The sequence below is a fragment of the Micromonospora sp. HNM0581 genome (genome assembly GCF_012726175.1).
Lineage (GTDB): Bacteria > Actinomycetota > Actinomycetes > Mycobacteriales > Micromonosporaceae > Micromonospora.
The window spans coordinates 146,097-171,507 of the sequence record NZ_JAASAD010000004.1 but is presented as its reverse complement, the minus strand read 5'-3'; the positions used below and the strand labels follow the sequence as shown (position 1 = coordinate 171,507).

The following is a 25,411-nucleotide window of genomic DNA, read 5'->3' as shown; positions in this document are numbered from 1 at the left end:
GATCCGTCCGACTCCAGGGGGAGCCGGAGCGGATTTACGGCTGCGGGTACCCCTGAACCGAAGTCAGGGTTGTCCCGTACTCCGGTGTCTTTCGGCCTCCGCAGGCGGTGGTCACGACCATCCTCGACGTTGCCGTCACGTGAGGGTCAACCGTTGTGCACCGCAGGCCGTCACGGTAGGTGGCGAACGCAACGCAGGCGTCAACCACCCGGCCGGACCAGACCCGACTCGTACGCCAACACCACGGCCTGTACCCGGTCACGTAGCCCGAGTTTGGTCAAGACGTGCCCGACGTGGGTCTTGATGGTGGTCTCGCTCACCGACAACGCCCGGGCGATCTCCGCGTTCGACAAGCCACGGGCGACCTGTACGAGCACCTCCCGCTCCCGCTCGGTAAGCGTGCCCAGCCCCCTCGGCGGAGTCGCGGTCGGATCGGGCAGCACGGCGGCGAAGCGGTCCAGCAGCCACCGCAGGATGCGCGGCGCGACCACCGCGTCACCGGCGGCCACCGTGCGGATCGCGGTGACCAGGTCCTCTGCCGGCACGTCCTTGACCAGGAAACCGCTTGCCCCGGCCCGCAGCGCCCCCACCACGTACTCGTCCAGGTCGAAGGTGGTCAGGATGAGCACCCGCACCGGCAACCGGGCATCCACGATCGCCCGAGTGGCGCTCACCCCGTCCATCCGGGGCATCCGGATGTCCATGAGCACCACGTCCGGCAACAACCGACGGGACAGCTCCACCGCCTCCAACCCGTCGCCGGCCTCCGCGACGATGTCCAGGTCGGCCTCTGCGCCGAGGACCATCCGGAAGCCCGTACGCAGCAGCGGCTGGTCGTCGGCGAGCAGGATCCGTACCGGCCGGGCCTGCCCCGTCGGATCGGTCATCCGGTCCTCCCTGTCTGGTGCACCACTCACCGGACCCCCACCGACGGCTCGTCTCGGGTAGGGGAGCGACCGGGATGTGGGCGTACACCCGGTAGCCGCCGCCGCTTCGCGCGGGGTCGCCGGCTGGTCTCCTCGATCGTGTCCACCGCCTCGTCCGCGCTGTCCGGGGCGCTACGCAGCACCCGTATCGAGTGGTGACTTGTCCCTCATTCCGGAGGAGGAGGCCGGCTACTCGTCGGCGCCGGGCGGCGCCGGGGCCGAGCGGGCGTCACGCTGCGGATCGGGCGTCGCCGGCGGCTCCGGAAAGGGCGGCGGAGTCCCCCCGAAGCTGGGGCAGTGCGCCTGGTGACTGCACCAGTCGCAGAGCCGGCTCGGCCGTGGTCGGAAGTCGCGGGCGGCGGTGGCCTGCTCGATCGCCCGCCACAGTGCCACCACCGTCCGTTCGAAGCGCACCAACTCCTCGGCGTCCGGTGCGTAGTCACACACCTCGGCGTCCTTGAGATAGAGCAGGCGCAGCACCCGGGGCACCACGCCCCGGGTGCGCCACAGCACCAGAGCGTAGAACTTCAGCTGGAACAGGGCCCGCGACTCGAACGCCTCCCGCGGGGCACCGCCGGTCTTGTAGTCCACCACCCGTAGTGCGCCATCGGGGGCCACATCGAGTCGGTCGAGGTAGCCGCGGATGAGTAGCTCGTCGTCGACCACGGCGGAGATCAGGCTCTCCCGCTCCGCCGGCTCCAGTCGGCGCGGATCCTCCACCGCGAAGTAGCCGTCCAGTAGGGCCGACGCGGAGCGGAGGAACTCCGCCACGGACGGACCGGCCTCGGGAAACAGCCCGGCCAACTCCGACTGCTCGGTGACCAGGCGGTCCCACTGACCGGTCACGAGGTCACCGGCGGCCTGCGGAGTCCGGGCGGCCGACGGCAGGTCGAACAACCGCTCCAGCACCGCGTGCACCAGTGTGCCCCGGGCCTGCTCCACGCTCGGCTGCTCGGGCAGCCGGTCGATGCTGCGGAACCGGTAGAGCAGGGGGCAGGTCTTGAAATCTGCGGCCCGCGACGGCGACAGCGAGGCCCGCACCGTCGCCGGCAGCTCCGTCGCGGTCGGGGCCTGCTGAATGATCACCGAATCCGCCGTCATGCCCCGGAAGGTTAGGCCACCGGTGTGACAGGCCGACCGCCGCCGCTCCGGTCCGTGATCTCCCGCCGCGTAGCATCAGCCCGGTGGAGGAGCGCAGGCGAGCACGGGCCGGCCAGCGCCGCGGTGTGCGGGTGGGCCGGATCCTCGGGGTGCCGCTGTACTTGAACGCCTCGATCCTGCTGCTCGCGCTCCTGATCACCGTCCTGTACGGCGAGCTGGCCGGGCAACGGCTGCAACTGTCCCCGCTCGGCGGTTATCTCGTCGGCGCCGGATTCGTCCTCGCGTTGCTCGGCTCGGTGCTGGCCCACGAACTCGGTCACGCCCTCACCGCCCGCCGCTTCGGCATCGGGGTACGCGGCATAACCCTCGAACTGCTGGGCGGGTACACCGAAATGGACCGCGACGCGCCCTCCCCGCGGGTGGACCTGCTGGTGTCCCTGGCCGGTCCGGCGGTCTCCGCCGTGCTCGGCGCGGCTGCGGTCGCCGCGACGTTGGCCCTGCCCGACCGGACCGTCGCCGACCAGCTGGCCTTCCAACTCGCGGCGAGCAACGTCGTCGTCGCGCTGTTCAACATCCTGCCCGGGCTGCCGCTGGACGGAGGCCGGGCGTTACGTGCGGTGGTCTGGGCGCTGACCCGGGACCGGCACCAGGCCACCGAGGTGGCCGGGTGGGCCGGACGGGTGCTGGCCGTCGGCACCGGGCTGCTGGTGGTGGCGCTCTACCTGCTCGACGTGCTGAGCTTGCTGGCGCTGCCGTTGACCGCACTTGTCGCCCTCACCCTCTGGCACGGGGCCGGACAGTCGATCCGGATGTCGCGCATCGGCCGTCGGCTCCCGCTCGTCGATCTGGCCACCCTCGCCCGCCCGGCGCACACCGTTTGCACGGGTACCCCGCTGGCCGAGGCGCAGCGCCGCGCCGCGCAGGTGAACTCGCTCACCGAGCCGCAGCGCCCGGCCGCGTTGCTGGTCACCGACTCCGCCGGTCGACCGGTCGCTCTGGTCGACCAGGCCGCCGCCGCAGCGGTGCCGCAGGCCCGCCGCCCCTGGCTGGCCGTGGACGCGGTCGCCCGGGCCCTCGCCGACCTGCCGACGATCGCCGTGGACACGAGCGGTGAACGGGTGCTGGAGACGGTGCAGACCCACCCGGGCGCGCAGTACGTGGTGACGGCAGGCGAAGATGTGGTCGGCGTTCTGCACATCGCGGATCTGGCTCAACTGCTCGAACCTCACCGGAAGATGAACACGTGACCGTCACCCACTCCGCCCATTCGGACAGCGACATCCCTGAGGAGAAGGTGGAACCGCCCGCTGTGCGTCGTGGGCCGTTCCAAGCCGGTGACCGGGTGCAGCTGACCGACCCCAAGGGGCGGATGCACACGGTGACCCTGGAACCGGGCAAGGAGTTCCACACCCACCGCGGCATCCTGACGCACGACACGTTGATCGGCCTACCCGACGGCAGCGTGGTGACGACCTCCGGTGGCGGCACCGCTTTTCTGGCCCTGCGCCCGCTGTTGTCGGACTACGTGCTCTCCATGCCGCGCGGTGCCCAGGTGATCTATCCCAAGGATGCCGCGCAGATCGTCGCCATGGGTGACGTCTTCCCCGGCGCCAAGGTACTCGAGGCCGGCGCCGGCTCCGGAGCGCTCAGCTGCTCGCTGCTGCGCGCGGTGGGGACAGCCGGGGAACTGCACTCCTACGAGCTGCGCGACGATTTCGCCCAGATCGCCCGGCGTAACGTCGAGTCGTTCTTCCGTGGCCCGCACCCGGCCTGGCATCTGCACGTCGGTGACGTCGCCGAGTGCCGCGAGACCGGTTTCGACCGGATCATCCTGGACATGCTCACCCCCTGGGAGAACCTCGACATGGTCGAACGCGCGCTGCTGCCCGGCGGCGTGTTCATCGGCTACGTGGCGACCACTCCGCAGCTGTCCGAGCTGGTGGAGGCGTTACGCGAGCGCGGCGGCTGGACCGAGCCACGCGCCTGGGAGTCGCTGGTTCGGGACTGGCACGCCGAAGGGCTGGCGGTGCGCCCCGACCATCGGATGATCGCCCACACCGCGTTCCTCGTTTCCGCGCGTAAGCTCGCCCCCGGAGTCACCGCCCCGCCACGGCGACGCAAACCCAGTAAGGGCACCGAGGCGTACGCGCAACGCCGCCAGGCACTGCGTGAGGCGGAGGCGACCCGACAGGCGGCCGTACTACCGCACGAGGTGTCGGTCGAGCGGGCACGACCCGACGCGGAGCAGGAGACGGACAGGCCGTGACGGCGGAAGGGGCGGCTGGGAGTGAGCGGGCTGATCCGGGGCGGGCGCGGCGGTGGCCCCAAGGGGTCGGGTGAGCGGGTGACCGACCGGCGGCGGGATCCGGCCCGTGTCCGGGCCGGTGCCCGGTGGGACGAGGTGGTCCGATGAGCCGTCCCGGCTTCGGTGGCGGTGACCTCCCGGCGGTGTTTCCCGACTGGTCCCCGTACACCGAACTCGAATCGGCGGCGCGAGCCTACCTGCGCGACCCCGACGTCGCCCTGGAGGCGCTCGGTGGGGTGCTGCGCGGGGCGTCGGTGCTCGGCTTCACCCTGGAACGTTTCGTCAACGAGGTCAACGGGGTGTGGCAGGAGGTCGTCGTCTGCGACGGTAGCCGCCTGGTGCTCTGGCACGGTGAGGACGTACCGCCGGGGGAGGGGCCGCCGGGCTCGATGACCTCCTCACTGCGGGTGGTGCCGGTCTCGTCGGTCACCGAGGTCGGTTGTCGGCGCCGGTTGTTCCGCCACGACAACGGCGAGATCCGCGTCGACAGTATCGACGTCTACCTGCTGCTGACCTCGCTCGACGAGTCGCCACCGACCGAGGAGACCGCTGGTGGGCCGCGCCACGACGCGTTGCGCTTCGGTAAGACCCTCGACGATGGCGGAGCCGGGCAGATCGCCCGATTGGAGGAATTCGCCCGACTGGTCGCCTCGGTGGTCGGTCGCCCGCTGCTGTAGCCCGATGTCGCCCACGCGGGTGAACACGCAATCAGCGGGTCAGTCTTCGGCCTCGGGGCCGGCGACCTCGACGTCGTCGCTACCGCGTACGACGTGGATGCACTCGCCCGGACATTCCTTCGCCGAGTCGATCACCTCGAGGCGCAGGTGCTCGGGTACGTCCACCCGGCCACCCGGCGCCTGCACCAACTCACCGTCGAGGCCCTTGACGTAGGCCAACCCGTCGACGTCGAACTCGAAGACCTCCGGCGCGTACTGCACGCACAGCCCGTCGCCGGTGCACAGATCCTGGTCGACCCAGACCCGTAGCTGGTCGGTCGCGACCTCGGCCACCGGCGCACCCCCCATGTTCTCCCGTCCCACCCCTCGACGGTACCCGAATGCCCGTACCCGCCCCTCAACCCACCCTTGGCGATCAAGCTTCGGTGACGGGCGCGTTGCGGAGGACCGAATCGGCCTCATAGCGGCTAGTGTTAAGGCAGAACGTTCAAGCCCCCCGGGGAGGTGGGACGTGGCACGCAGTGACGATGCGGACTCGCGCGCCGCACGGTGGGAGAAGGAGGCCCACGATCTCTCCACGCAGGTCGCGTTCCTTCAGGAGGAACTCGCTCTGGTGCGGCGCAAGTTGACCGAGAGCCCCCGACACGTCCGGCAGCTCGAAGAGCGGCTGGCCGCCACCCAGGCGCAGTTGGCGCGGCTGACCGAGAACAACGAACGGCTCGTGGGCACTCTCAAGGAGGCTCGCGCCCAGATCGTGACGCTCAAGGAGGAGATCGACCGGCTCGCGCAACCCCCAAGTGGCTACGGCGTGTTCCTGGCCCGACACGACGACGGCACGGTCGACGTCTTCACCGGCGGACGGAAACTGCGCGTGGCCGTCTCGCCCTCGCTCGACGTCGACGAGTTGCAGCGTGGCCAGGAGGTCCTGCTCAACGACGCGCTCAACATCGTCGACGCGTTCGGCTACGAGCGGGTCGGCGAGGTGGTCATGCTCAAGGAGATCCTCGCGGGTGTCGAGGGCGCGCCGGGCGACCGGGCGCTCGTGGTCTCGCACTCCGACGAGGAACGGATCGTGCACCTGGCCGAGACCCTGATCGGTAGCACGATCAGGGCCGGCGACTCGCTCATGATCGAACCGCGCTCGGCGTACGCGTACGAGCGGATTCCCAAGAGCGAGGTCGAGGAACTTGTGTTGGAGGAGGTGCCGGACGTCGACTACACCGACATCGGTGGCCTGCACTCCCAGATCGAGCAGATCCGCGATGCGGTGGAGTTGCCGTTCCTGCACGCCGACCTGTTCCGCGAGCACCAACTGCGTCCGCCGAAGGGCATCCTGCTCTACGGCCCGCCCGGCTGCGGCAAGACGCTCATCGCCAAGGCGGTCGCCAACTCGCTCGCCAAGAAGATCGCCGAGCGGCGGGGAGAGGAGAAGCACACGAGCTTCTTCCTCAACATCAAGGGTCCCGAGCTGCTGAACAAGTACGTCGGTGAGACCGAGCGGCACATCCGGCTGATCTTCCAGCGGGCCCGGGAGAAGGCAGGGGAGGGTACTCCGGTCATCGTCTTCTTCGACGAGATGGACTCGGTCTTCCGCACCCGCGGCTCCGGTGTCTCCTCCGACGTGGAAAACACGATCGTGCCGCAGCTGCTCAGCGAGATCGACGGTGTCGAAGGGTTGGAGAACGTCATAGTCATCGGCGCCTCCAACCGGGAAGACATGATCGACCCGGCGATCCTGCGTCCGGGACGCCTCGACGTGAAAATCAAGATCGAGCGTCCGGACGCCGAGGCGGCCAAGGACATCTTCTCCAAGTACATCCTTCCCGGCCTGCCGCTGCACGCCGACGATCTGGCCGAGCACAGCAGCGACACCCGGGCCACCGTCGCTGCCATGATCGACGCGGTGGTGCTGCGGATGTACTCGGAAACGGAGGAGAACCGCTTCCTCGAGGTCACCTACGCCAACGGTGACAAGGAAGTCCTGTACTTCAAGGACTTCAACTCCGGCGCGATGATCCAGAACATTGTCGACCGGGGCAAGAAGATGGCCATCAAGGAGTTCCTCACCTCCGGGCGTAAGGGGTTGCGCCTGCAACACCTGCTCGACGCCTGCGTCGACGAGTTCCGCGAGAACGAGGACCTGCCCAACACTACGAACCCGGACGACTGGGCCCGGATCTCCGGCAAGAAGGGTGAGCGGATCGTCTACATCCGTACGCTCGTCTCCGGCGGCAAGGGCGCCGAGGCCGGACGCTCCATCGAGACCGCGAGCAACACCGGTCAGTACCTCTGACGCGCCACTGTGAGGCCCGCGACGCCACGCGTCGCGGGCCTCACCGCTGTTTCGCGACCGGTATCGAATCGACGCGTAGCAGAATCGGCCCGGTACGCCGCCAGCCGCCACGCCCCCGGTTGGCGAAGTGGCGACTACGCTCGACATGACGGGGACCGGGCAGGCGAACGAAGCGGGTAGGTCGATGAGCGTCAGACGAATCATGGGCACCGAGGTCGAATACGGCATCTCCGTGCCCGGCCAGGCCGGCGCCAATCCGATGGTCACCTCCTCCCAGGTGGTCAACGCCTACGGCGCCCGACCGGAACTGAACCGCGGTGGCCGGGCCCGCTGGGACTACGAGGAGGAGTCACCGCTGCGGGACGCCCGTGGCTTCACCTACTCCGGCTCGGCCTACGACCCGGCCGAGACGCTCGCCGACGAGGATCTTGGCCTGGCCAACGTGATCCTGACCAACGGGGCACGGCTGTACGTCGACCACGCGCACCCGGAGTACTCCACCCCCGAGGTGACGACTCCCCGCGATGTCGTCCGTTGGGACAAGGCGGGAGAGCGGGTGATGGCGGAGGCGGCGCGGCGGGCCGCCACGATCCCCGGCACGGCACCGATCCACCTTTACAAGAACAACACCGACAACAAGGGTGCCAGCTACGGCGCGCACGAGAACTACCTCATGCGCCGGCAGACGCCCTTCGCGGACGTCGTGGCGTACCTGACGCCGTTCTTCGTGACGCGGCAGATCGTCTGCGGCGCTGGTCGCGTCGGCATCGGCCAGGACGGTGGCAAGAGTGGGTTTCAGATTTCCCAGCGGGCCGACTTCTTCGAGGTCGAGGTCGGCCTCGAGACGACCCTCAAACGGCCCATCATCAACACCCGCGACGAACCGCACGCCGACGCGGACAAGTACCGTCGCCTGCACGTCATCATCGGCGACGCTAACCTCTCCGAGATCTCCACGTACCTCAAGGTCGGCACCACTGCGCTGATCCTCACGATGATCGAGGAGAAGGCGCTCGGCCCCGATCTCGGCATCGCCGATCCCGTCGCCGAACTGCGCGCGGTCAGTCACGACCCGTCCCTGTCGCACCTGATGCGGCTACGTGACGGGCGCAGGCTGACCGCCATGGACGTGCAGTGGGCCTATCTGGAGCGGGTACGGGCGTTCGTCGACGACCGCTACGGTCACGACGTCGACGAGCAGACCGCCGACGTGCTGGACCGATGGGAGAACGTGCTCGATCGGCTGGGGCGCGACGTGATGCTCTGTGCCGACGAACTCGACTGGGTGGCGAAGCTGCGGCTGCTGGAGGGTTACCGGGAACGGGAGCGACTCGGTTGGGGTTCGCACAAGCTCCAGCTCGTCGACCTGCAGTATTCCGACGTACGCCCGGAGAAGGGCCTCTACCACCGGCTGGTCTCGCGTGGGTCGATGAAGACGCTGCTCAGCGATGAGGAGAGCCGTACGGCGATGACGGAGCCCCCCGAGGACACCCGGGCCTATTTCCGGGGTCGCTGCCTGGCCCAGTACGCCTCCGAAGTGGTCGCTGCCAGCTGGGACTCGGTGATCTTCGATGTGGGCCGGGAGTCGCTGGTGCGGGTGCCGATGATGGAGCCGGAGCGGGGCACCCGGCGGCACGTCGGAGAGTTGTTCGACCGCTGTGCCAGCGCGAAGGATCTGTTGGAGACACTGACCGGTGGCTGACGCCGGCCGTGTCTGTTCGCCTCCCTGGGCGCCGGTACCGGCGCGCGGGGGATGTTTCGTCGTTCCTGCGAGGTAGGTTCATCGCAGGGAGATCGTGGAGGAGGCAATGATGGCCACTCGTGACAGCGGCGGTCAGTCGCAGTCGGGCAAGTCCCGTCAGGGCGAAGAGGTCGAGGAGGTCGCCGTCGAGGCGAATCCGGAGGTTGCCGAGCGGCACGCCGAAATCACCGAGGACGTCGACGACCTGCTCGACGAGATCGACTCCGTCCTCGAGGAGAACGCCGAGGAGTTCGTGCGGGGCTATGTTCAGAAGGGGGGCGAGTGAGCAACGAGCCCGTTTCGCCCCTCGGTTCGGACGAAGGGGAATAGCCGAGCTACCGGCCGAGCAGAGCGGGGTCTGCGGTGACCTCGATCCGGAACATGTGGACCACGATCATCGCACCGGATGGGTGCGCGGGATACTCTGCTTCAACTGCAACGGTGGTCTTGGCCAGTTCCGTGACAGTCGAACGAGGCTGGCCAGGGCGATCACGTACCTGAGAGGAACCACGTGGCAGCGGGTTTTGATCCATCCGGGCGTCTTCCAGATGTGTTCACCAACGCGGGGACGTCCTCCTTCACGGCATTCCTGAGCAAGGTGGCCCCCGAGATGCTGCCCGGCCGTCGGGCGCTGCCCCCGGGCATGGCCGCCGACCTGGCTCCGCACGCGACCACGATCGTCGCCGTCGCCGCGGCCGGTGGTGTCGTGATGGCCGGTGACCGACGGGCCACCATGGGCAACCTGATCGCTCAGCGGGACATCGAGAAGGTGCACCCCGCCGACGCGTACTCGTTGGTGGGCATTGCCGGCACCGCCGGTGTCGGGATCGAGCTGATGCGGCTGTTCCAGGTGGAGCTGGAGCACTACGAGAAGATCGAGGGCGCGATGCTCTCGCTCGACGGCAAGGCGAACCGGCTGGCCTCCATGATCCGCGGCAATCTGGGTGCGGCGATGCAGGGGCTGGCGGTGATTCCGCTCTTCGCCGGGTTCGACCTGGCGGCCAGTGATCCGGCACGGGCCGGACGGATCTTCAGTTTCGACGTCACCGGGGGCCCTTACGAGGAGACCGGCTACGACGCGATCGGCTCTGGTTCGTTGTTCGCCAAGTCGGCGTTGAAGAAGCGGTTCCGGGCCGGGTCGTCCATCGACGACGCGGTGCGGCTGGTGGTGGAGGCGCTCTACGACGCCGCCGACGACGACACCGCGACCGGTGGGCCTGACCTGACGCGGCGGATCTACCCGGTGGTGATGACCGCGACGGCGGAAGGTACGCACCGGTTGACCGATGCGGAGACCTCGGCGATCGCGGAGAGCGTGGTCGCCGGTCGGATGGAGAATCCGGGTGGCTGAGCCACCCGCCCGCAGCTGATCCCGTTTCCCCGAGTACCGCGCCCCGAAGGAGAGCCGCCGCCGTGGCCATGCAGTTCTACGCCTCGCCCGAACAGATCATGCGCGACCGTTCCGAGTTGGCCCGCAAGGGCATCGCCCGGGGGCGCAGCGCGGTGGTCCTCAGCTATGCCGGTGGGGTGCTCTTCGTTGCCGAGAATCTGTCCAGCGCGCTGCACAAGGTCAGCGAGATCTACGACCGGATCGGGTTCGCCGCCGTAGGGCGGTACAACGAGTTCGAGAACCTGCGCCGGGCGGGTGTGCGGATGGCCGACCTGAACGGTCTGAGCTATGACCGTCGTGACGTGAACGGTCTGGCGTTGGCCAACTCGTACGCGCAGATCCTCGGCGCCATCTTCACCGAGCAGTCGAAGCCGTTCGAGGTGGAGATCTGCGTGGCCGAGGTGGGCGCCACACCCGAGGATGACTCCCTCTACCGCAACACCTACGACGGTTCGGTGACCGACGAACCGGGTCGGATGGCGATGGGCGGTCAGGCCGAAGCGATTGCCGGGGTGCTGAAGTCGCACCACCGGTCGGACATGTCGCTCGGTGAGGCGGTGAAAGTGGCGGTCCAGGCGTTGGGCAGCGTCGGCGGCGAGGGCGGTGCCGCCCGGACGATCGCCGCCAACCAGTTGGAGGTCGCGGTCCTGGACCGCAACCGGGTGGGCCGCACCTTCCGCCGGATCACCGGGGCCGCGTTGACCGCGTTGTTGGACGCGGACGTGGCCGGCGGGTCGGCAGCGGAGGGTGACCGGGCGCAGACCCCGACCACGCCGACGGAGGAAGGGCACAAGCCGACAACCTCGGCCGGATCGGCGGACCTGGAGGACAAGCCCGGCGACAAGTCGGACACCTGACCCGCACCATGCCTCGTAGCGGGCAGCGGTGCCGCCCGAGCAGTTCGAGTGCTCGGGCGGCACGTCGTTCCGGTCGCGTCGGCATCGACGGTGAGCTGCGCCCGTCGCTGCCGGCCGGCCGGTCGTCGCCCGCTCACCAACGCCGACTGGTCAGCGTCGGGGCAGCAACGGCCGCACGAGCGCCCACCAGGCTGCGGCGACCGCGTTGAAGATGCCCATTCCGGGAGGGGCGGCCACGTTCGACGGGGCGACGCGGGCGGTCATCAGCCCGGCCAGCGTGCCGTCGCCGACGGTCCGTTCGGTCTGCAACCGCCGACGGCGGGCGCGGACCCAGCCTCGGTTACGCCACAGCCAGGCCCAGCCCCGGGTCTTCTGCCGCCCCCAGCCGTCCGCCAGCGCGGCAGCGAGCATGGCTGCCTCGGTGAGCAGCAGCATCGGTGCCAGCAACGCAAGGGTCCGGCCCTGGTACCCGGTGAGCAGGGTGAGCAGGCGGTTGCGTTCGACCAGGTAGAGCTTGAGGTCGTTGCGGGAAAACTCGTAGTGGTGCACTACCACGGCCTCGGGCACGTACTCCAGCCGTAGACCGCGCTGCCACAGCCGCAGGCTGATTTCCGTGTCCTCGTGGTAGGCGAAGTACTCGTCGGGGAAACCGTCGAGTTCCGTCCAGCGGCTTCGGCTGATGGCGAAGCAGCAGCCGCTCAGCGAGGGCACCACTGTCCGTCGGGCGTGGGCGCTTGCCGGCTCTCCGTTGCCGCCGGCCCAGGACAGACCGGTGAAGTGCAGCGGGTTGCCCGAGGTGTTGATCAATGTGGGGTCGTGGGCGAGTCGGATGGAGGCCATGGCAGCGCCGACGCCAGGCTCGGCGGCCACCGCGACGATCGCGGCGAGGGCGTCGGCGGCCACGATGGCGTCGGAGTTGACGAAGACCAGCCAGTCACCTGTGGCCTCGGCCGCTCCGACGTTGCACCCGCCGGAGTAGCCGGTGTTCGTGCCCGGCCGGACGACCCGTACGCCGGGTAGGTTCTTGACCACGTCGATGCCGTCACCGGTGCAGCCGTTGTCGACCACGACCAGTTCGATGTCGACGCCGGTGCTGGCCAGGACGGCCCGGGCTGCGTCGACCAGCCAGGGCTCGGGACCGTAGGCGAGCATCACGGCGGTGACACGGTGCGGTCTCATGCTGTTCCTCCGCCGGTGGCGGCCGGCATCCGGTCGACGGTCGGTGGTGTGGGCGGGGTTGCCCGGTGCCGGCACAGCACGGTGACCATGACGACGGCGGCTACCGCGGAGCCGATGGTGTAGCCGAGTTCGACGCGCAGCGCGACGGGCAGCGGGGGCAGGGTCGCGACGGCCAGCGCGGCGACGCCGATGGTCCAGGCGATTGCCTGGGCGTGGTGCCGGTCGCGGGCCAACAGCGCCTGACCGAGCACCATCGCCCACAGGTACGCCAGGGTGGCCACCGAAAGCCAGGCGAAATCGCCGTGGCCGAGCACGTCGGGTGTGTCGAAGAGAGTCCGCACGAGCCACGGTCCGCACAGGGCAGCGAGGACGCCACCGAGGGCACCGAGTGCCGTGACGACGGCCAGGGCCCGGCGTAGGAGGGTGTGGAAGGCCGGTTCGTCGCCGGTGGCGGCGGCGGTGGACAGGCCGGGCAGTAACGCGGCCTGCATCGAGGCGAAGACGAACAGTGGAATGCGTACCAGCACCAGGGCGGAGAGCAGTGCCCCGGCGGTGGCGACATCGGCCGGGTCGAGCAGCCGTACGTTGATCACTCCGATGTTGACGACGATCTGGGCGAGCAGGCTGGATATGGTGAGCAGGGTGAGTCCGCGTAACAGCGCGGGCCACTCGACTGCGGGCCCATGGCCGATCGCGCGAACGACCGGCGCGGCGGTCAATGCTGCGGCGGCGAGTGGCGCCGCGGCCAGCACCAGCGCATAGGCCACGGGTGAGTCCACGCCGGTGCCGGCGAGCACACACACCAGCACGATGCGCAGCCCCCCGTCGAGACCGAGCTGGGTGCCGTACCAGCCGAAGCGGCGCAGGCCGGAGAGTACGCCCCGGGTGGTGTGCGCCACAGCCAGGGCGGTGAGCGCACCACCGAGGGCGGGCACCATCGCGGGGTCCCCGGCGAACAGCCGGTCGGTGAGAGGACCGGCGGCACCGAAGGTGAGGACCAGGAGCAGGCCGAGGACGGCGGCGGCGACGGCGGCGCCGCGGGCCAGTACCGGCCCGGGTGGCAGCCCTCTGGTGTGCCGGGCCGCGACGAGGCGGGCGACTTCCTGTTCGACCGGGAAGAACACGCCGATGCCGAGGGTGAACACGACGGACCAGAGCACCGACAGCGAGGAGTAGTCGGCGGCGTCGAGGTTGTGCCCGGCGAGGGCAAGATGGGTGTACGAGGCAAGTCCGACCACGGCCAGTCCGGTGCCGACCCCGATGGTGCCGGGTGGGACGAGACTCAGCAGCCGGCGGATCACCGGCGGATGAGGGCGAGAGTGAGGACAGCCATGGCCCGCCCAAGGTAGATCATCGCCCTGACGGGTGAATGGCTGGGCGTGCCGGCCATCCGACGGCGCATGGCGACCGGCACCTGCTGGATCCGGTACCCGCGCCGGGCGGCGTGCACGAGCGTCTCGACGGTGTCGCCGAGATACTCGGCGGGATACCAGCGGGCGAACATCTCGATCATTCGTCGGTTGGCGGCTCGGAAACCGCTCGTGGTGTCGGTGAGCGTCGTCCCGGCCAGGCTGGACAGCACCAGCGACAGCATGCGCATGGCCCAGCGGCGGGGGCCGCGTACGGAGTAGTCGCCCTCGCCCGCGAACCGGGCCCCGATGACCAGGTCGTGGTCATCGAGCAGATCGACGAGCTTGGGCACGTAGCGGGGGTCGTGCTGCCCGTCGGCGTCGACCTGCACCGCCACGTCGTAGTCGTGGTCGTGGGCGTAGCGGTAGCCGAGCCGCATGGCGCCACCGACGCCGAGGTTGTACGGCAGCCGGGCGACCTGGGCGCCGGCCGCGACGGCGACGGTGGCGGTGCGGTCGGTGGAGCCGTCGTCGACCACGAGCACGTCCACTCCGGGTAGTTCGCCGCGGATCTCGCTGACGACCTCGCCGATGCAGGCGGCCTCGTTGAGCGCCGGAATGATGATGAGGAGTCGCCTGCCGTTAACCATCGCGGGACACCAGTGCGGTCGGGTCCGGGCGTCGGGTCCACTCCGCTCGTTCCGCTCGTTCCGCTCGTTCCGCCCGTTCCGCTTCGACTTCGGCGCGGAGCAGGGTGAACTCCTCGGCGAGGGTACGGGTCTCCTCCTCGAGCGCGCTGACCTCCCAGCTGAGGTGGATGCAGACCAGTAGGAGGAAGACGATGCCGAGGAAGAGCACCAGACTGACTCCGGAAGCGACACCGAGCAGGTCCGCGACGCCGTCCAGCAGCCGTGGGAAGAGCGACAGTGGGATCACCACGAACAGCAGGCCGAGCCAGAGCATGCCGTACTTTTCGCGTAGTTGGCGGCGACGTAGCAGTTCGACGATCGTGCCCAGCAGGACCAGGCCGGTCAGGCCAGTGACCAGGGTGAGCTTCATGCGACCTTCTACGGGGAGGGTGGATCGGTGGGGGTGAACGCGTCGACAAGGGTGGCGTGCCAGTCCGCTAGGGGTGGCAGTCCGGCCTCGACCCACCGGCCGTGACCCAGGACACTGTACGTCGGTCTGGGGGCAGGTCGCACGAACCGGGCACTCGTGGTGGGCCGGATCCGGTCCGGGTCGAGCCCGTGCCGGGTGAACACGGCGCGGGCCAGGCCGTACCAGGTGGTCTCGCCGGCGCAGGTGCCATGGTAGATCCCGGGTGCGGCGCGTCCGGCGCGGGCGGCCTCGGCGAGCGCGACCAGGTGCCGGGCCAGAGCGTACGACCAGGTCGGTTGGCCGTGCTGGTCGTCGACGACGTCGAGGGTGTCGCGTCGGCCGGCCAGGTCGAGCATGGTGCTGACGAAGTTGCGGCCGTGTGCGCCGTAGAGCCAGGCGGTCCGCACCACGTAGCCGGTGTCGGGCAGCAGCCGGGTCACGGCCTGCTCCCCGAGCAGCTTGCCGCGACCGTACGCGTTCAGCGGGGCGGTGGGCCCGTCTTCGCGGTACGGGGTGGTGGCGGTGCCGTCGAAGACGTAGTCGGTGGACAGTTGCAGCAGTCGGGCGCCGTGTGCGGCGCAGGCGTCGGCGAGGTGGACGACGGCGTGGCCGTTGACGGTGGTGGCAGCCGATTCGTGTGCCTCCGCGCCGTCGACGTCGGTCCAGGCGGCGGTGTTGAGAACCACGTCGTGGCCGGCCACCGCGGAGTACACGGCGGCCCGGTCGGTGATGTCCAGTTTGGCGCGGGTGGCCGCGGTGACCTGGTGTTCCGGTCGCGCTGCGAGCACATCGACCAGGTCACGGCCGAGCATCCCACCTGCTCCGGTCACCAGGAACCTCATGTGCCCGCCGTCTTCAGCGGTGTCCACCAGGCGCGGTTGTTCCGGTACCAGCGCACGGTGTCGGCGAGGCCGGTGTCGAAGGTGATGCTGGGGGCGTAACCCAACTCCTTGCTGATCTTGGTGATGTCGAGGGAGTAACGTCGGTCGTGTCCCTTCCGGTCGGCGACCGGCGTCACCCGATCCCAACCGGCGTCGCAGGCGTCGAGCAACCTTGCGGTCAGTTCCTTGTTCGTCAGTTCGGTGCCACCGCCGATGTGGTACACCTCGCCGGCGCGCCCCCGATGCTGGACGAGCGCGATGCCACGGCAGTGGTCGTGCACGTGCAGCCAGTCACGTACGTTGCCGCCGTCGCCGTAGAGCGGCACCGGGTGTCCGTCGAGAAGATTGGTGACGAACAGCGGTACGACCTTCTCCGGGTACTGGTACGGCCCGTAGTTGTTGGAGCAACGAGTGACCACCACGTCCAGGCCGTGGGTGCGGTGGTAGGCCAGGGCGAGCAGGTCGGAGCTTGCCTTCGACGCCGAGTAGGGGGAATTGGGAGCCAGCGGCCAGTCCTCCGTCCAGGAACCCTCGGCGATGGAGCCGTAGACCTCGTCGGTGGAGACATGCACGAACCGGGCCACACCGTGCCGCAGCGCGGCGTCGAGCAGGTACTGGGTACCGAGGGCGTTCGTGGTCACGAAGGGCGCCGCCCCGCTGATGGAACGGTCGACATGGGACTCCGCAGCGAAGTGCACCACCACGTCGTGTCCCTCGACGGCTCGGTCCACGACATCGGGGTGGCGGATGTCGCCACGGACGAACCGAAGACGGCGATCGTCGGCGACGGACGTCAGGTTGGCCAGGTTGCCCGAGTAGGTGAGCGCGTCGAGGACGGTGACGTGCTCCGGCTCCAGTGCCGGTACGTTCGCCGCGCTGCCGCCGGGAACGCCGAGCAGCATCCGGACGTACTCCGAACCGATGAAGCCGGCACCGCCGGTGACCAGGATCCTCACGGATCCGGAAGTCTACGCGAAACGGCCGCGACAGCCGCGCATGTCGAGCCGGGCTGCGCGTCCGGTTGGCGGTAGCGTCGTCGGGGTGCGTGGAATCCTGCTCGCCGGTGGCACCGGGTCCCGGCTGTGGCCGATCACCCGGGCGGTGTCGAAACAGCTGATGCCGGTCTTCGACAAGCCGATGATCTACTATCCTCTCTCCACCCTGGTGATGGCCGGGGTGCCCGAGATATTGGTCATCACCACTGCGGAGGAGCAGGGCCAGTTTCAGCGGTTGCTCGGCGACGGCAGTCAGTTCGGGCTCCGGTTGGAGTACGTCGCCCAGCCGCGGCCCGAGGGCATCGCGCAGGCTTTCGTGCTCGGTGCGGACTTCATCGGCGACGAGTCGGTGGCGCTGATCCTCGGCGACAACATCTTCCACGGGGTGGGTCTGGGTCGGCAGTTGGCGGAGGCCGGTGACCCGGCTGGTGGCCGGATCTTCGCCTATCCGGTCGCCAATCCGCAGGCGTACGGCGTGGTGCACTTCGACGCCGCCGGTCGGGTGCTCTCGATCGAGGAGAAGCCGAAGCGCCCGACGTCCCGGTACGCGGTGCCCGGCCTGTACTTCTACGACAACCGCGTGGTGGAGATCGCCCGGCAGCTCACCCCCAGCGCCCGGGGCGAGTTGGAAATCACGGCGGTGAACGAGGCGTACCGGCGGTCCGGCGAGCTGACCGTCACCGTGCTGGACCGGGGAACCGCCTGGCTGGACACCGGTACCTTCACCTCACTCATGCAGGCCGCCGAGTTCGTGCGGGTGATCGAGGAACGGCAGGGCATGAAGATCGGCTGTGTGGAGGAGGCCGCGTGGCGGGCCGGGCTGATCGGCGACGCGCAGTTACGCGCGCTGGCCGAGCCGTTGACCAGGAGCGGCTACGGCGACTACCTGCTCGACCTGCTCGCCGGCCACCGGCAGGAACCGACCGGCGAGATCGGTGAAGCGGGGTTGCTTCGATGAAGCTGCGACCGTTGAGCATCGAGGGCGCCTGGGAGATCACCCCACAGCAACACGGCGACCCGCGTGGACTGTTCCTGGAGTGGTACCGCTTCGACCGGCTGGCTGAGGCGGTCGGGCGTCCGTTGCGGCTGGCGCAGGGCAACCTGTCCGTCTCGGCCCGCAACGTGGTGCGGGGCATTCACTTCGCCGACGTACCACCGGGGCAGGCGAAGTACGTCACCTGCGTCCGAGGTGCGGTACTCGACGTGGTCGTCGACCTGCGGGTCGGCTCGCCCACCTTCGGTCGGTGGGAGGGGGTGCGCCTGGACGACGTGGACCGCCGCGCCGTCTACCTGGCCGAGGGGCTCGGTCACGGCTTCTGCGCGTTGACCGACGACGCCACCCTGACCTACTTCTGCTCGACCACGTACAACCCGTCGGCGGAGCACGCGGTGCACCCGCTCGACGAGCAGATCGGCATCGACTGGCCAACCACCGGGCCGCAGCTGTCCGCCCGTGACGCCGCCGCGCCCACCCTGGCGCATGCCCGGGCGGCCGGGCTGCTCCCGCAGTACGACATCTGCCGGCCGCACAGCGCGACTGGCGCCACCGCCGTGGGTTACACCGACAGCTGCGGCCGCCACGTGCCCCGACAGTGACGAACAGGGCCTCCGTACGGCTAATGTCTCATCATGGAACGGCGAATCTTCGGTCTGGAGACCGAGTACGGCGTCACCTGCACCTACCGCGGACAGCGGCGGCTGTCCCCCGACGAAGTGGCCCGGTACCTCTTCCGTCGGGTCGTCTCCTGGGGCCGGTCGAGCAACGTCTTTCTCCGCAACGGGGCGCGGCTCTACCTGGACGTCGGCTCACATCCCGAGTACGCCACCCCGGAGTGCGACTCGGTGGTCGACCTGGTGGCCCACGACCGGGCCGGTGAGCGAATCCTGGAAGGGCTGCTCATCGACGCGGAGAAACGGCTGCACGACGAGGGTATCGCCGGTGAGATCTACCTGTTCAAAAACAACACCGACTCCGCCGGCAACTCGTACGGCTGCCACGAGAACTACCTGGTGTCCCGGCACGGCGAGTTCGGCCGGCTCGCCGACGTGCTGATCCCGTTCCTGGTCACCAGGCAACTGATCTGCGGGGCAGGCAAGGTGTTACAGACGCCGCGCGGCGCGGTCTACTGCCTGTCCCAGCGGGCCGAACACATCTGGGAAGGTGTCTCCTCGGCGACCACCCGCAGCCGCCCGATCATCAACACCCGGGACGAGCCGCACGCCGACGCGGAACGCTACCGCCGGTTGCACGTCATCGTCGGCGATTCCAACATGAACGAGGTCACCACGCTGCTGAAGGTCGGCACCGCCGACATCGTGCTGCGGATGATCGAAGGTGGCGTGGTGATGCGCGACCTGACCCTGGAGAACCCGATCCGGGCGATCCGGGAGGTGTCGCACGACATCACCGGCCGGCGGAAGGTGCGGCTGGCCTCGGGCAAGGAGATCAGCGCGCTGGAGATCCAGCAGGAGTACCTCGCCAAGGCCACCGAGTTCGTCGAGCGCCGCGGTGGCGACCAGACCGCCAAGCGGGTGGTCGAACTGTGGGGTCGGGTACTGCGGGCGGTGGAGACCGGCGACCTGGAACCGGTCTCCAGGGAGATCGACTGGGTGACGAAACTGCGCCTCATCGAGCGTTACCAGCGCAAGCACGACCTGCCGCTGTCGCATCCTCGGGTGGCGCAGATGGATCTGGCGTACCACGATCTGCGTCGGGGGCGGGGCCTCTACGCGCTGCTGGAACGGCGCGGTGAGGTGGACCGGGTGGCCACCGACCCGGAGATCTTCGAGGCGAAGGAGACACCGCCGCAGACCACCCGGGCCCGGCTGCGCGGCGAGTTCATCCGGCACGCCCAGGAGAAGCGGCGGGACTTCACCGTCGACTGGGTGCACCTGAAGCTCAACGACCAGGCGCAACGGACCGTGCTCTGCAAGGACCCGTTCCGGGCGTACGACGAGCGGGTCGAGCGGTTGATCGCCAGCATGTGACCGCGCCTACCGGGGCCGTGCCGTCCGGCCGGCCCCGGTAGGCTGGCCGGGCCATGATTCCTCCTGAACCTCCGACGCCCGGCGCTCAGCGGCAGGGCTGGCTCGAACGCCGCCGCGACAAGGTCCGCGCCGAGATCGAACGGAACCGCCGCGGAGAGTACACCGTGCCCACCTGGGTGTTGGCCCTGGCCTTGGCTCTGATCGTCGGTGCCTGGGCCGCTCTCGTCATCTTCGCCTGAGGTGCGACGCCTGCGGTAGGCGGCGACCCTGGTCAACGCTCGACCGGGGCCGTGGGCGTACCCGTCGCCAGGTGGGCGGCGTACCGGCCGGCTGCGGCAGCGGCCAGGAAGTAGGCGTGGTCGGCATCCAGCCCGCGTCCCATCGTGGACAGGGGCACCGGGCTGTGCCGGAGCGCCACGTCCAGCCCGGCGGTGTCGACCCGCACCAGTGTGTGCCGCTCGGTGAGCGGCTCCAACGCGGCGTCGACGTCGGCGGCCAGCGTCGGTTCCAGGTCTGTCGGCACCACCAGCTCCGCGCGGGCCAGCGCCACCCTCCCGTACGCGGTGAGGCTGTGGTGGGACACGCCACGGTGGCGGGGGCGCGGGTCGGCAGCGGAGATCCGCAACGAGCCGATTGGACGTCCGCAGAGGGCCGCGACGGCGTTTACGGCCTCACCGACGGCCACTCCGGAGAATCCCCAGCGGGTGCCGGTGCCCAGGTTGCCGGGACCCTGGGCGACGATCGCCACGTCGGCGCCGAGCACGTGCCGGGCGGCGAGCAGCCCGCTGTGCAGGGTCGACGCCTCCAGGTCACCGCCGAACGCCTGTCCCACGCTGATCGTGCCGACCAGTGTGTCCCGCAGCCCGGCGAGAGTACGGGAGAACCAGGCAGGCAACGCCCCCCCGTCGGTCAGTAGATATGCCACCTGTGCCCGGGGCGCATCGGCGTGTATCCCGGCCAGGATCGCCGGCAGCGCGGAGTGCAGGTCGGCGGTGACCACCGGCAGACCGGCCAGATCGTCGGCGGCGGCCAGCACCTTCCGGTGCGGCGACGCCTCCTCGTCGACGCCGAGCAGGATCGGCTGCAGCGGGGTGTAGCGCGCCTTGACCAGATGACCCGCGTCGCGGGAGTCGAGGGTCTGCGGTGGGTCCGGCGGTATCCGTTCCGGCAGCGCCACGACCAGGGCGTAGCCGCCCGTACCGAGGCCCATCAGCAGCGCCCCGGCGTTGAGTAGCACCCGATCACCCGGCTCGGGTTGCCCGACGAGCGCCGGATAGGCGAGCGCCCGCATCGGGCTGCCGTCGTCCAGTAGTACGTCGACCTCCACCGCGCCGGCCCATCGCCGCCGTACCCCCGCCACCGCACCTGCCCGCCACCGCACCACCCCCGCACGCTAACCTCCGCCCCTCCATCCCGCCCCGCCGGGTTCTTTGCCGCCGATCATGCGGTTGTGGCGGGTGCGGCGTGGGGGCGGGTGGGCGGCGGGGGTGCTGCTGGGTGGGGGGAGGGCTGCTAGCGTCTACGGGGTGTCGCGCAGCCGCACTGAACGCCTGGTGAACCTGGTGATCTGCCTGCTTTCCACGCGGCGGTTCCTGACCGCCGCGCAGGTCGCCGCGACCGTGCCCGGTTATGGACACGATCCCGACGACGCCCGTGAGCACGAGGCGTTCCAGCGTAAGTTCGAGCGGGACAAGGCCGAGCTGCGGGAGCTGGGCGTACCACTGGAAACGGGCACGGCGAGTGTCTTCGACACGGAGCCCGGCTACCGGATCGCGCGCCGCGACTACGCGTTGCCCGACATTCCGCTCCGCCCGGACGAGGCCGCCGCGGTCGGTATCGCCGCGCGACTGTGGCAGCACGCCGGCTTGGCCGCTGCCGCCTCGTCAGGGCTGGCGAAGCTGCGCGCCGCCGGCGTGGATGTGGATCCGCAGGCCACCCTCGGGCTGGAGCCGATGGTCACGGTCGACCCGGCGTTCGCGCCGCTGACCGCGGCTGCCCGCGACCGGCGGGAGGTTCGTTTCGACTACCGGGTGCCGGACCGTGACGCCCCGGCCCGGCGTCGGCTGCATCCGTGGGGGGTCGTCTGCTGGCGGGGCCGGTGGTACGTGGTCGGCCACGACCTGGATCGTGACGCCACCCGGTGTTTCCGGCTGTCGCGGGTGGTGGGACCGGTACGGGCCACCGGTGGGCCGGGCGCGTATCAGCCCCCGGCCGGGGTCGATCTGATCAGTCATGTGGCCCGCTGGTCCGGCCCGGCCGAGCGGGCTGGACGGGCCGTCGTGCTGGCCGCTCCTGGGCGGGCCGCCGGTTTGCGTCGCTGGGCGGTGGAGGTCACTGCCGGGCCGGACGCGGACCGGTTGGTCCTGCCGTACGGTGACGCCTGCGCGCTGGCGGGTCAGCTCGTCGGCTACGGGCCGGACGTGCGGGTGATCGACCCACCCGAGGTTCGGGAGGCGGTCATCCAGCGGCTCAAGGAGATCGCCGCCCGACACGACACCCTGGCGATGGCCCGGTGAGTGCGAGGAGTGAGCTTTGCGAGCCCCGCAGTCACGAGCGGAGGGCGGGCCCGGTGAGTGCGAGGAGTGAGCTTGCGAGCCCCGCAGTCACGAGCGGAGGGCGGAACTGATGAGTGCGGTCCGTTCGTCGGTGCGTACGGGTTCTCGAGCCTCGGCGGACCGGTTGGCCCGGCTGTTGAACCTGGTGCCGTACCTCCTCGCCCGGCCCGGCATCGAGATCGCCGAGGCCGCCGGTGACCTGGGTGTCACCGAGCGGCAGCTGAGGGAGGATCTGGAGCTGCTCTGGGTCTGTGGGCTGCCCGGGTACGGGCCGGGTGACCTGATCGACATGGCGTTCGACGGTGACCGGGTGACCATCACCTACGATGCGGGCATCAACCGGCCGCTGCGACTCACTCCGGATGAGGCGTTGGCGCTGGTGGTGGCGCTGCGGATGCTGGCCGAGACCGCAGGTGTGGCGAACCGGGAGGCCGTCGAGCGGGCTCTAGCGAAGATCGAGGACGCGGCCGGCGACCTGGTCGCCGCGCCCGTGGAGGTCCATCCGCCCGGTGACACGGGGCGGGTGGAACAGTTGCGGGCTGCGGTGGAGGGTGGCCGTGCGCTGCGGATCAGGTATTACACGCCTGCCCGTGACGAGACCACCGAACGGATCGTCGACCCGTTGCGGGTGCTGATGGTGGGTGGCCGGACGTATGTGGAGGCGTGGTGTCGCCGGGCCGAGGCGGTGCGACTGTTCCGGGCCGACCGGATCGACGCGGTTTCCGAGCTGGCCGAGCCGGCTGTGGTACCGCCTCAGGCCCAGCCGCACGATCTGCGTCAGGGGGCGTTCCGGCCCTCTGGTGACCTGCCGCTGATCACGTTGCGGGTCGGCCGGGGGCAGCGGTGGATCACCGAGTACTACCCGTGTGAGCGGGTCGAGTCCGACGGCGAGTGGTGGCTGGTGTCGTTGCGCGTGACCGATCTCGGTTGGGCCCGCCGGTTCGTGCTGGGTCTCGGCCCGGACGTCGAGGTGGTGGCACCGTCCGAGTTGGCCGGGCAGGTCCACGAGTCGGCGGTGGCGGCCCTGGAGGCGTACGCGCAGCCGGTGCCGGCCGGCGCGGACCCGGCGGCGGCCGACGACAGGCAGTAGGCTGGCCTGCGTGGTGAAGTGGATCGTGCTCGCGCTGGTGTTGGTGCCGTTGGTCCTGCTCGTGCTGGCGGTACGACCCGTGGTGGCGCGGTTGCCCCGGTTACGCCGGGCGGCACTGGCGTTGCAACGGCGCGCCGATGAGGCGGCGACGCTGCGTGATGCGGCGGAGAGTCTCCAGGAGCGGGCGGAGGGGTTGCAGGAGCGGCTGGAGACGACTCAGCAGCGGCTCGCGGTGATCCAGGCCCGTCGCGGCGATTGAGGGCTGCACGTTCGTTCGGCGACGAACTGCGGTGCGCATTCCTGCGCACACTGTGCGTGCCGCTGATCGAGGTGTCGGTACTTCGCGCAGGATCATTCAGGCGCCTGGTTGACGGGACACTCGTGGTTGGTCGAGACTTCACCGGCCGGGGGGAAACCACCACCGCCCCGGCGGGTGGCAACGGCCTGCGTCGCACGTACGATGGGCTGCAGAACACCCCCGTTGGCACAAGTGTCTGGAGCTTCACATGGGTGCCCTCAAGCCGTGGCACATCGCCGTACTCGTGGTCGTGCTGATCCTGCTCTTCGGCGCGAAGCGGCTCCCCGACGCCGCCCGGTCCCTCGGTCGTTCGCTGCGGATCATCAAGGCCGAGACGAAGAGCCTGGCCGACGACGACCGCGATCTCGCCAGCAAAGCCGACGCGCAGGCCGGTTACCAGCCGCACCCGCCGTCGCAGCCGGCGCCGCCGCAGCAGCCCTATCAGGGCACCGTGCAGCAACCGGTCGTCGACCCGGTGCAGCGCGTCCGCGAGAACTGACCGCTGGGTCCGGTAGCTGTGGCCTTCGGACTCCGCAAGCGTGGACCGAGCGACTTCGAGCGGGCCGCCGACGGCTCGATGACTCTCATCGAGCATGTCCGCGAGTTGCGCAATCGTCTGTTCAAGGCGTCGCTTGCCATTCTGGTCGGCTTCGGCGTCGGGATCTGGCTGGCCGGGCCGGTACGTGAGCTGTTGTCCCAGCCGTACTGTCAGCTGCCCGGCAGTCAGCTCGCCGACGGCCGATGCAACTTCGTTCAGCTCGGTCCGGCTGACCTTTTCCTGCTCAATCTGAAGATCGGTCTCTGGGTCGGCCTGATTTTCGCCGCGCCGGTCTGGCTCTACCAGCTCTGGGCGTTCATCGCTCCGGGCCTGCACCGGCACGAGCGTCGGTACGCCTATGTCTTCACCGGTCTGGCGGCACCGTTGTTCGCCGCGGGAGCGGTGCTGGCCTATTTCGTCGCCTCGAAGGGGTTGGAGTTCCTTCTGCAGGTCTCCGGCGACGACATCAACACCACCCTCGACATCACTCGCTACATATCGTTCATCACCAACCTGATCCTGATGTTCGGGGTGGCGTTCGAGTTTCCGCTGATCGTGTTGATGCTCAACTTTGTCGGTATCGCCAGCGCGAAACGGCTGCTCAGCTGGTGGCGGGTCGCGGTGTTCGCCTTCTTCGCTTTCGCTGCGGTGGTCACCCCCACGCCGGATCCGTTCGGCATGACCGCGTTGGCGTTGTGCCTGTGTGCGCTCTACTTCGCCGCGGTCGGTGTCGCGTTCCTCAACGACAAGCGTCGCGGGCGGGGTAAGGAGGTCTACGCCGGCATCGACGACGACGAGGTGTCTCCGCTGGAGTTCGACCGGGAGCCGGTCGAGGCGGGGCAGCGGGTTGACGTGAGTGCGCCGATCGAGGCCCCCGCGCCTGTGGACGCGCCGACTCCGATCGACCGACGTTACGACGATGTGACCTGACCGGTACCGGTTCGGATCCTCGACGGCCTGCGGGTTGCCACGCCGGTGGCGTCCGCAGGCCGTGTCATCCGGGCGGTTGGCCGCCGCTCGTCTACGGGACGGCTGCGGCCCACCGGACGGCGCACGGTCACGCTGGCACCGGTCCGGGCGGGCTCCACTGACCCTCATCCAGCCCTCGCCACTCCCTGACGATCATGCGACCGTGGCACCTGACCAATGC

29 protein-coding genes are annotated in these 25,411 nt (G+C 69.6%); 19 read left to right on the top strand and 10 right to left on the bottom strand.

Annotated elements, in window-relative coordinates; translation table 11 throughout:
• Positions 1-200: 200 nt before the first annotated feature.
• Together HCA58_RS08090 and HCA58_RS08085 are read right to left on the bottom strand one after the other, a co-directional pair.
• Positions 201-887 (bottom strand): response regulator transcription factor, encoded by a 687-nt coding sequence (locus tag HCA58_RS08090; protein ID WP_169597139.1) that lies wholly within the window; start codon positions 885-887, stop codon positions 201-203.
• Positions 888-1,115: 228 nt separating this feature from the next.
• Complete coding sequence (locus HCA58_RS08085; protein WP_169597138.1) at positions 1,116-2,027, bottom strand: PD-(D/E)XK nuclease family protein; 912 nt, start codon at positions 2,025-2,027, stop codon at positions 1,116-1,118.
• A gap of 140 nt (positions 2,028-2,167) precedes the next feature.
• On the opposite strand from HCA58_RS08085, the gene HCA58_RS08080 reads away from it, so the two are divergent.
• Genes HCA58_RS08080 through HCA58_RS08070 form a run of 4 tightly spaced genes read left to right on the top strand, consistent with a single transcriptional unit; the run spans position 2,168 to position 5,009 of the window.
• Complete coding sequence (locus HCA58_RS08080) at positions 2,168-3,274, top strand: M50 family metallopeptidase (protein WP_169597231.1); 1,107 nt, start codon at positions 2,168-2,170, stop codon at positions 3,272-3,274.
• A 32-nt stretch (positions 3,275-3,306) separates the two neighbouring features.
• Positions 3,307-4,293 (top strand): tRNA (adenine-N1)-methyltransferase, encoded by a 987-nt coding sequence (locus tag HCA58_RS08075; RefSeq protein ID WP_346775918.1) that lies wholly within the window; start codon positions 3,307-3,309, stop codon positions 4,291-4,293.
• A 21-nt stretch (positions 4,294-4,314) separates the two neighbouring features.
• A complete protein-coding gene (locus tag HCA58_RS23825; protein ID WP_277351211.1) occupies positions 4,315-4,440 on the top strand; it encodes a hypothetical protein in 126 nt (41 codons plus the stop codon).
• Entirely contained in the window at positions 4,437-5,009 is a 573-nt protein-coding gene (locus HCA58_RS08070; RefSeq protein ID WP_169597137.1) for a hypothetical protein, read from the top strand. Before HCA58_RS23825 ends, HCA58_RS08070 begins: the two co-directional genes overlap by 4 nt.
• Positions 5,010-5,048: 39 nt before the next feature.
• On the opposite strand, the gene HCA58_RS08065 is transcribed toward HCA58_RS08070, so the two are convergent.
• A complete protein-coding gene (locus HCA58_RS08065) occupies positions 5,049-5,342 on the bottom strand; it encodes a ferredoxin (RefSeq protein WP_169597230.1) in 294 nt (97 codons plus the stop codon).
• A gap of 178 nt (positions 5,343-5,520) precedes the next feature.
• On the opposite strand from HCA58_RS08065, the gene arc reads away from it, so the two are divergent.
• From arc to prcA, 6 genes are all read left to right on the top strand, one after another.
• Entirely contained in the window at positions 5,521-7,302 is a 1,782-nt protein-coding gene (arc, locus tag HCA58_RS08060; protein ID WP_169597136.1) for a proteasome ATPase, read from the top strand.
• Positions 7,303-7,486: 184 nt separating this feature from the next.
• Positions 7,487-9,004 carry a depupylase/deamidase Dop gene (gene dop, locus HCA58_RS08055; RefSeq protein WP_169597135.1) on the top strand — a complete coding sequence of 506 codons (1,518 nt, stop codon included), beginning with the start codon at positions 7,487-7,489 and terminating at the stop codon, positions 9,002-9,004.
• Positions 9,005-9,113: 109 nt separating this feature from the next.
• Positions 9,114-9,329 (top strand): ubiquitin-like protein Pup, encoded by a 216-nt coding sequence (locus HCA58_RS08050; RefSeq protein WP_169597134.1) that lies wholly within the window; start codon positions 9,114-9,116, stop codon positions 9,327-9,329.
• Positions 9,307-9,636 carry an endonuclease VII domain-containing protein gene (locus HCA58_RS08045; RefSeq protein WP_240955685.1) on the top strand — a complete coding sequence of 110 codons (330 nt, stop codon included), beginning with the start codon at positions 9,307-9,309 and terminating at the stop codon, positions 9,634-9,636. Before HCA58_RS08050 ends, HCA58_RS08045 begins: the two co-directional genes overlap by 23 nt.
• Positions 9,555-10,394: a proteasome subunit beta gene (gene prcB / locus HCA58_RS08040; protein WP_346775907.1), complete on the top strand. Its 840-nt coding sequence runs from the start codon at positions 9,555-9,557 to the stop codon at positions 10,392-10,394. The genes HCA58_RS08045 and prcB overlap by 82 nt, the downstream gene beginning before the upstream one ends.
• Positions 10,395-10,456: 62 nt before the next feature.
• Positions 10,457-11,290: a proteasome subunit alpha gene (gene prcA, locus HCA58_RS08035; RefSeq protein WP_169597132.1), complete on the top strand. Its 834-nt coding sequence runs from the start codon at positions 10,457-10,459 to the stop codon at positions 11,288-11,290.
• 150 nt (positions 11,291-11,440) lie between these two features.
• Here prcA and HCA58_RS08030 read toward each other — a convergent pair whose 3' ends face one another.
• Genes HCA58_RS08030 through rfbB form a run of 6 tightly spaced genes read right to left on the bottom strand, consistent with a single transcriptional unit; the run spans position 11,441 to position 16,753 of the window.
• Entirely contained in the window at positions 11,441-12,469 is a 1,029-nt protein-coding gene (locus HCA58_RS08030; protein ID WP_169597131.1) for a glycosyltransferase family 2 protein, read from the bottom strand.
• Positions 12,466-13,770: a polysaccharide biosynthesis protein gene (locus HCA58_RS08025; protein WP_169597130.1), complete on the bottom strand. Its 1,305-nt coding sequence runs from the start codon at positions 13,768-13,770 to the stop codon at positions 12,466-12,468. The genes HCA58_RS08030 and HCA58_RS08025 overlap by 4 nt, the downstream gene beginning before the upstream one ends.
• Complete coding sequence (locus HCA58_RS08020) at positions 13,767-14,468, bottom strand: glycosyltransferase family 2 protein (protein ID WP_169597129.1); 702 nt, start codon at positions 14,466-14,468, stop codon at positions 13,767-13,769. Before HCA58_RS08020 ends, HCA58_RS08025 begins: the two co-directional genes overlap by 4 nt.
• Complete coding sequence (locus tag HCA58_RS08015; RefSeq protein ID WP_240955683.1) at positions 14,461-14,877, bottom strand: DUF2304 domain-containing protein; 417 nt, start codon at positions 14,875-14,877, stop codon at positions 14,461-14,463. The genes HCA58_RS08020 and HCA58_RS08015 overlap by 8 nt, the downstream gene beginning before the upstream one ends.
• A gap of 8 nt (positions 14,878-14,885) precedes the next feature.
• The gene (gene rfbD, locus HCA58_RS08010) at positions 14,886-15,758 is read right to left on the bottom strand and encodes a dTDP-4-dehydrorhamnose reductase (RefSeq protein ID WP_169597128.1); all 873 of its coding nucleotides are present in this window, start codon (positions 15,756-15,758) and stop codon (positions 14,886-14,888) included.
• A complete protein-coding gene (rfbB, locus tag HCA58_RS08005; RefSeq protein WP_169597127.1) occupies positions 15,755-16,753 on the bottom strand; it encodes a dTDP-glucose 4,6-dehydratase in 999 nt (332 codons plus the stop codon). The genes rfbD and rfbB overlap by 4 nt, the downstream gene beginning before the upstream one ends.
• An 85-nt stretch (positions 16,754-16,838) precedes the next feature.
• On the opposite strand from rfbB, the gene rfbA reads away from it, so the two are divergent.
• The 4 genes from rfbA to HCA58_RS07985 are packed head-to-tail and all read left to right on the top strand — an operon-like array spanning position 16,839 to position 20,019.
• On the top strand, positions 16,839-17,750 hold the full coding sequence (rfbA, locus tag HCA58_RS08000) for a glucose-1-phosphate thymidylyltransferase RfbA (RefSeq protein ID WP_169597126.1): 912 nt from the start codon (positions 16,839-16,841) through the stop codon (positions 17,748-17,750).
• The gene (rfbC, locus tag HCA58_RS07995) at positions 17,747-18,388 is read left to right on the top strand and encodes a dTDP-4-dehydrorhamnose 3,5-epimerase (protein WP_169597125.1); all 642 of its coding nucleotides are present in this window, start codon (positions 17,747-17,749) and stop codon (positions 18,386-18,388) included. The genes rfbA and rfbC overlap by 4 nt, the downstream gene beginning before the upstream one ends.
• 33 nt (positions 18,389-18,421) lie before the next feature.
• On the top strand, positions 18,422-19,780 hold the full coding sequence (gene pafA / locus HCA58_RS07990; RefSeq protein WP_164446958.1) for a Pup--protein ligase: 1,359 nt from the start codon (positions 18,422-18,424) through the stop codon (positions 19,778-19,780).
• 53 nt (positions 19,781-19,833) lie between these two features.
• The gene (locus HCA58_RS07985; protein WP_169597124.1) at positions 19,834-20,019 is read left to right on the top strand and encodes a hypothetical protein; all 186 of its coding nucleotides are present in this window, start codon (positions 19,834-19,836) and stop codon (positions 20,017-20,019) included.
• Positions 20,020-20,051: 32 nt separating this feature from the next.
• Here HCA58_RS07985 and HCA58_RS07980 read toward each other — a convergent pair whose 3' ends face one another.
• The gene (locus HCA58_RS07980) at positions 20,052-21,164 is read right to left on the bottom strand and encodes a DUF3866 family protein (protein WP_169597123.1); all 1,113 of its coding nucleotides are present in this window, start codon (positions 21,162-21,164) and stop codon (positions 20,052-20,054) included.
• A 142-nt stretch (positions 21,165-21,306) separates the two neighbouring features.
• Here HCA58_RS07980 and HCA58_RS07975 point away from each other — a divergent pair, with 142 nt between their 5' ends.
• The 5 genes from HCA58_RS07975 to tatC all read left to right on the top strand — a co-directional run bounded on the left by HCA58_RS07975 (position 21,307) and on the right by tatC (position 25,191).
• Positions 21,307-22,296 carry a WYL domain-containing protein gene (locus tag HCA58_RS07975; RefSeq protein WP_169597122.1) on the top strand — a complete coding sequence of 330 codons (990 nt, stop codon included), beginning with the start codon at positions 21,307-21,309 and terminating at the stop codon, positions 22,294-22,296.
• 109 nt (positions 22,297-22,405) lie between these two features.
• A complete protein-coding gene (locus HCA58_RS07970; protein WP_169597121.1) occupies positions 22,406-23,425 on the top strand; it encodes a YafY family protein in 1,020 nt (339 codons plus the stop codon).
• A 10-nt stretch (positions 23,426-23,435) separates the two neighbouring features.
• A complete protein-coding gene (locus HCA58_RS07965; RefSeq protein ID WP_169597120.1) occupies positions 23,436-23,684 on the top strand; it encodes a hypothetical protein in 249 nt (82 codons plus the stop codon).
• A 247-nt stretch (positions 23,685-23,931) separates the two neighbouring features.
• Positions 23,932-24,222 carry a Sec-independent protein translocase subunit TatA gene (gene tatA / locus HCA58_RS07960; RefSeq protein ID WP_169597119.1) on the top strand — a complete coding sequence of 97 codons (291 nt, stop codon included), beginning with the start codon at positions 23,932-23,934 and terminating at the stop codon, positions 24,220-24,222.
• A gap of 18 nt (positions 24,223-24,240) precedes the next feature.
• Entirely contained in the window at positions 24,241-25,191 is a 951-nt protein-coding gene (tatC, locus tag HCA58_RS07955) for a twin-arginine translocase subunit TatC (RefSeq protein WP_169597118.1), read from the top strand.
• Positions 25,192-25,411 lie beyond the last annotated feature (220 nt).

Bases quoted from the DNA above. Each gene is read 5' to 3' on its own strand.
- HCA58_RS08090 (WP_169597139.1), bottom strand. From the start codon at position 887: ATGACCGATCCGACGGGGCAGGCCCGGCCGGTACGGATCCTGCTCGCC.
- HCA58_RS08085 (WP_169597138.1), bottom strand. From the start codon at position 2,027: ATGACGGCGGATTCGGTGATCATTCAGCAGGCCCCGACCGCGACGGAG.
- HCA58_RS08070 (WP_169597137.1), top strand. From the start codon at position 4,437: ATGAGCCGTCCCGGCTTCGGTGGCGGTGACCTCCCGGCGGTGTTTCCC.
- dop (WP_169597135.1), top strand. From the start codon at position 7,487: ATGAGCGTCAGACGAATCATGGGCACCGAGGTCGAATACGGCATCTCC.
- HCA58_RS08050 (WP_169597134.1), top strand. From the start codon at position 9,114: ATGGCCACTCGTGACAGCGGCGGTCAGTCGCAGTCGGGCAAGTCCCGT.
- HCA58_RS08045 (WP_240955685.1), top strand. From the start codon at position 9,307: ATGTTCAGAAGGGGGGCGAGTGAGCAACGAGCCCGTTTCGCCCCTCGG.
- HCA58_RS08030 (WP_169597131.1), bottom strand. From the start codon at position 12,469: ATGAGACCGCACCGTGTCACCGCCGTGATGCTCGCCTACGGTCCCGAG.
- HCA58_RS08020 (WP_169597129.1), bottom strand. From the start codon at position 14,468: ATGGTTAACGGCAGGCGACTCCTCATCATCATTCCGGCGCTCAACGAG.
- HCA58_RS08015 (WP_240955683.1), bottom strand. From the start codon at position 14,877: ATGAAGCTCACCCTGGTCACTGGCCTGACCGGCCTGGTCCTGCTGGGC.
- rfbD (WP_169597128.1), bottom strand. From the start codon at position 15,758: ATGAGGTTCCTGGTGACCGGAGCAGGTGGGATGCTCGGCCGTGACCTG.
- rfbC (WP_169597125.1), top strand. From the start codon at position 17,747: ATGAAGCTGCGACCGTTGAGCATCGAGGGCGCCTGGGAGATCACCCCA.
- pafA (WP_164446958.1), top strand. From the start codon at position 18,422: ATGGAACGGCGAATCTTCGGTCTGGAGACCGAGTACGGCGTCACCTGC.
- HCA58_RS07985 (WP_169597124.1), top strand. From the start codon at position 19,834: ATGATTCCTCCTGAACCTCCGACGCCCGGCGCTCAGCGGCAGGGCTGG.
- HCA58_RS07970 (WP_169597121.1), top strand. From the start codon at position 22,406: ATGAGTGCGGTCCGTTCGTCGGTGCGTACGGGTTCTCGAGCCTCGGCG.
- tatA (WP_169597119.1), top strand. From the start codon at position 23,932: ATGGGTGCCCTCAAGCCGTGGCACATCGCCGTACTCGTGGTCGTGCTG.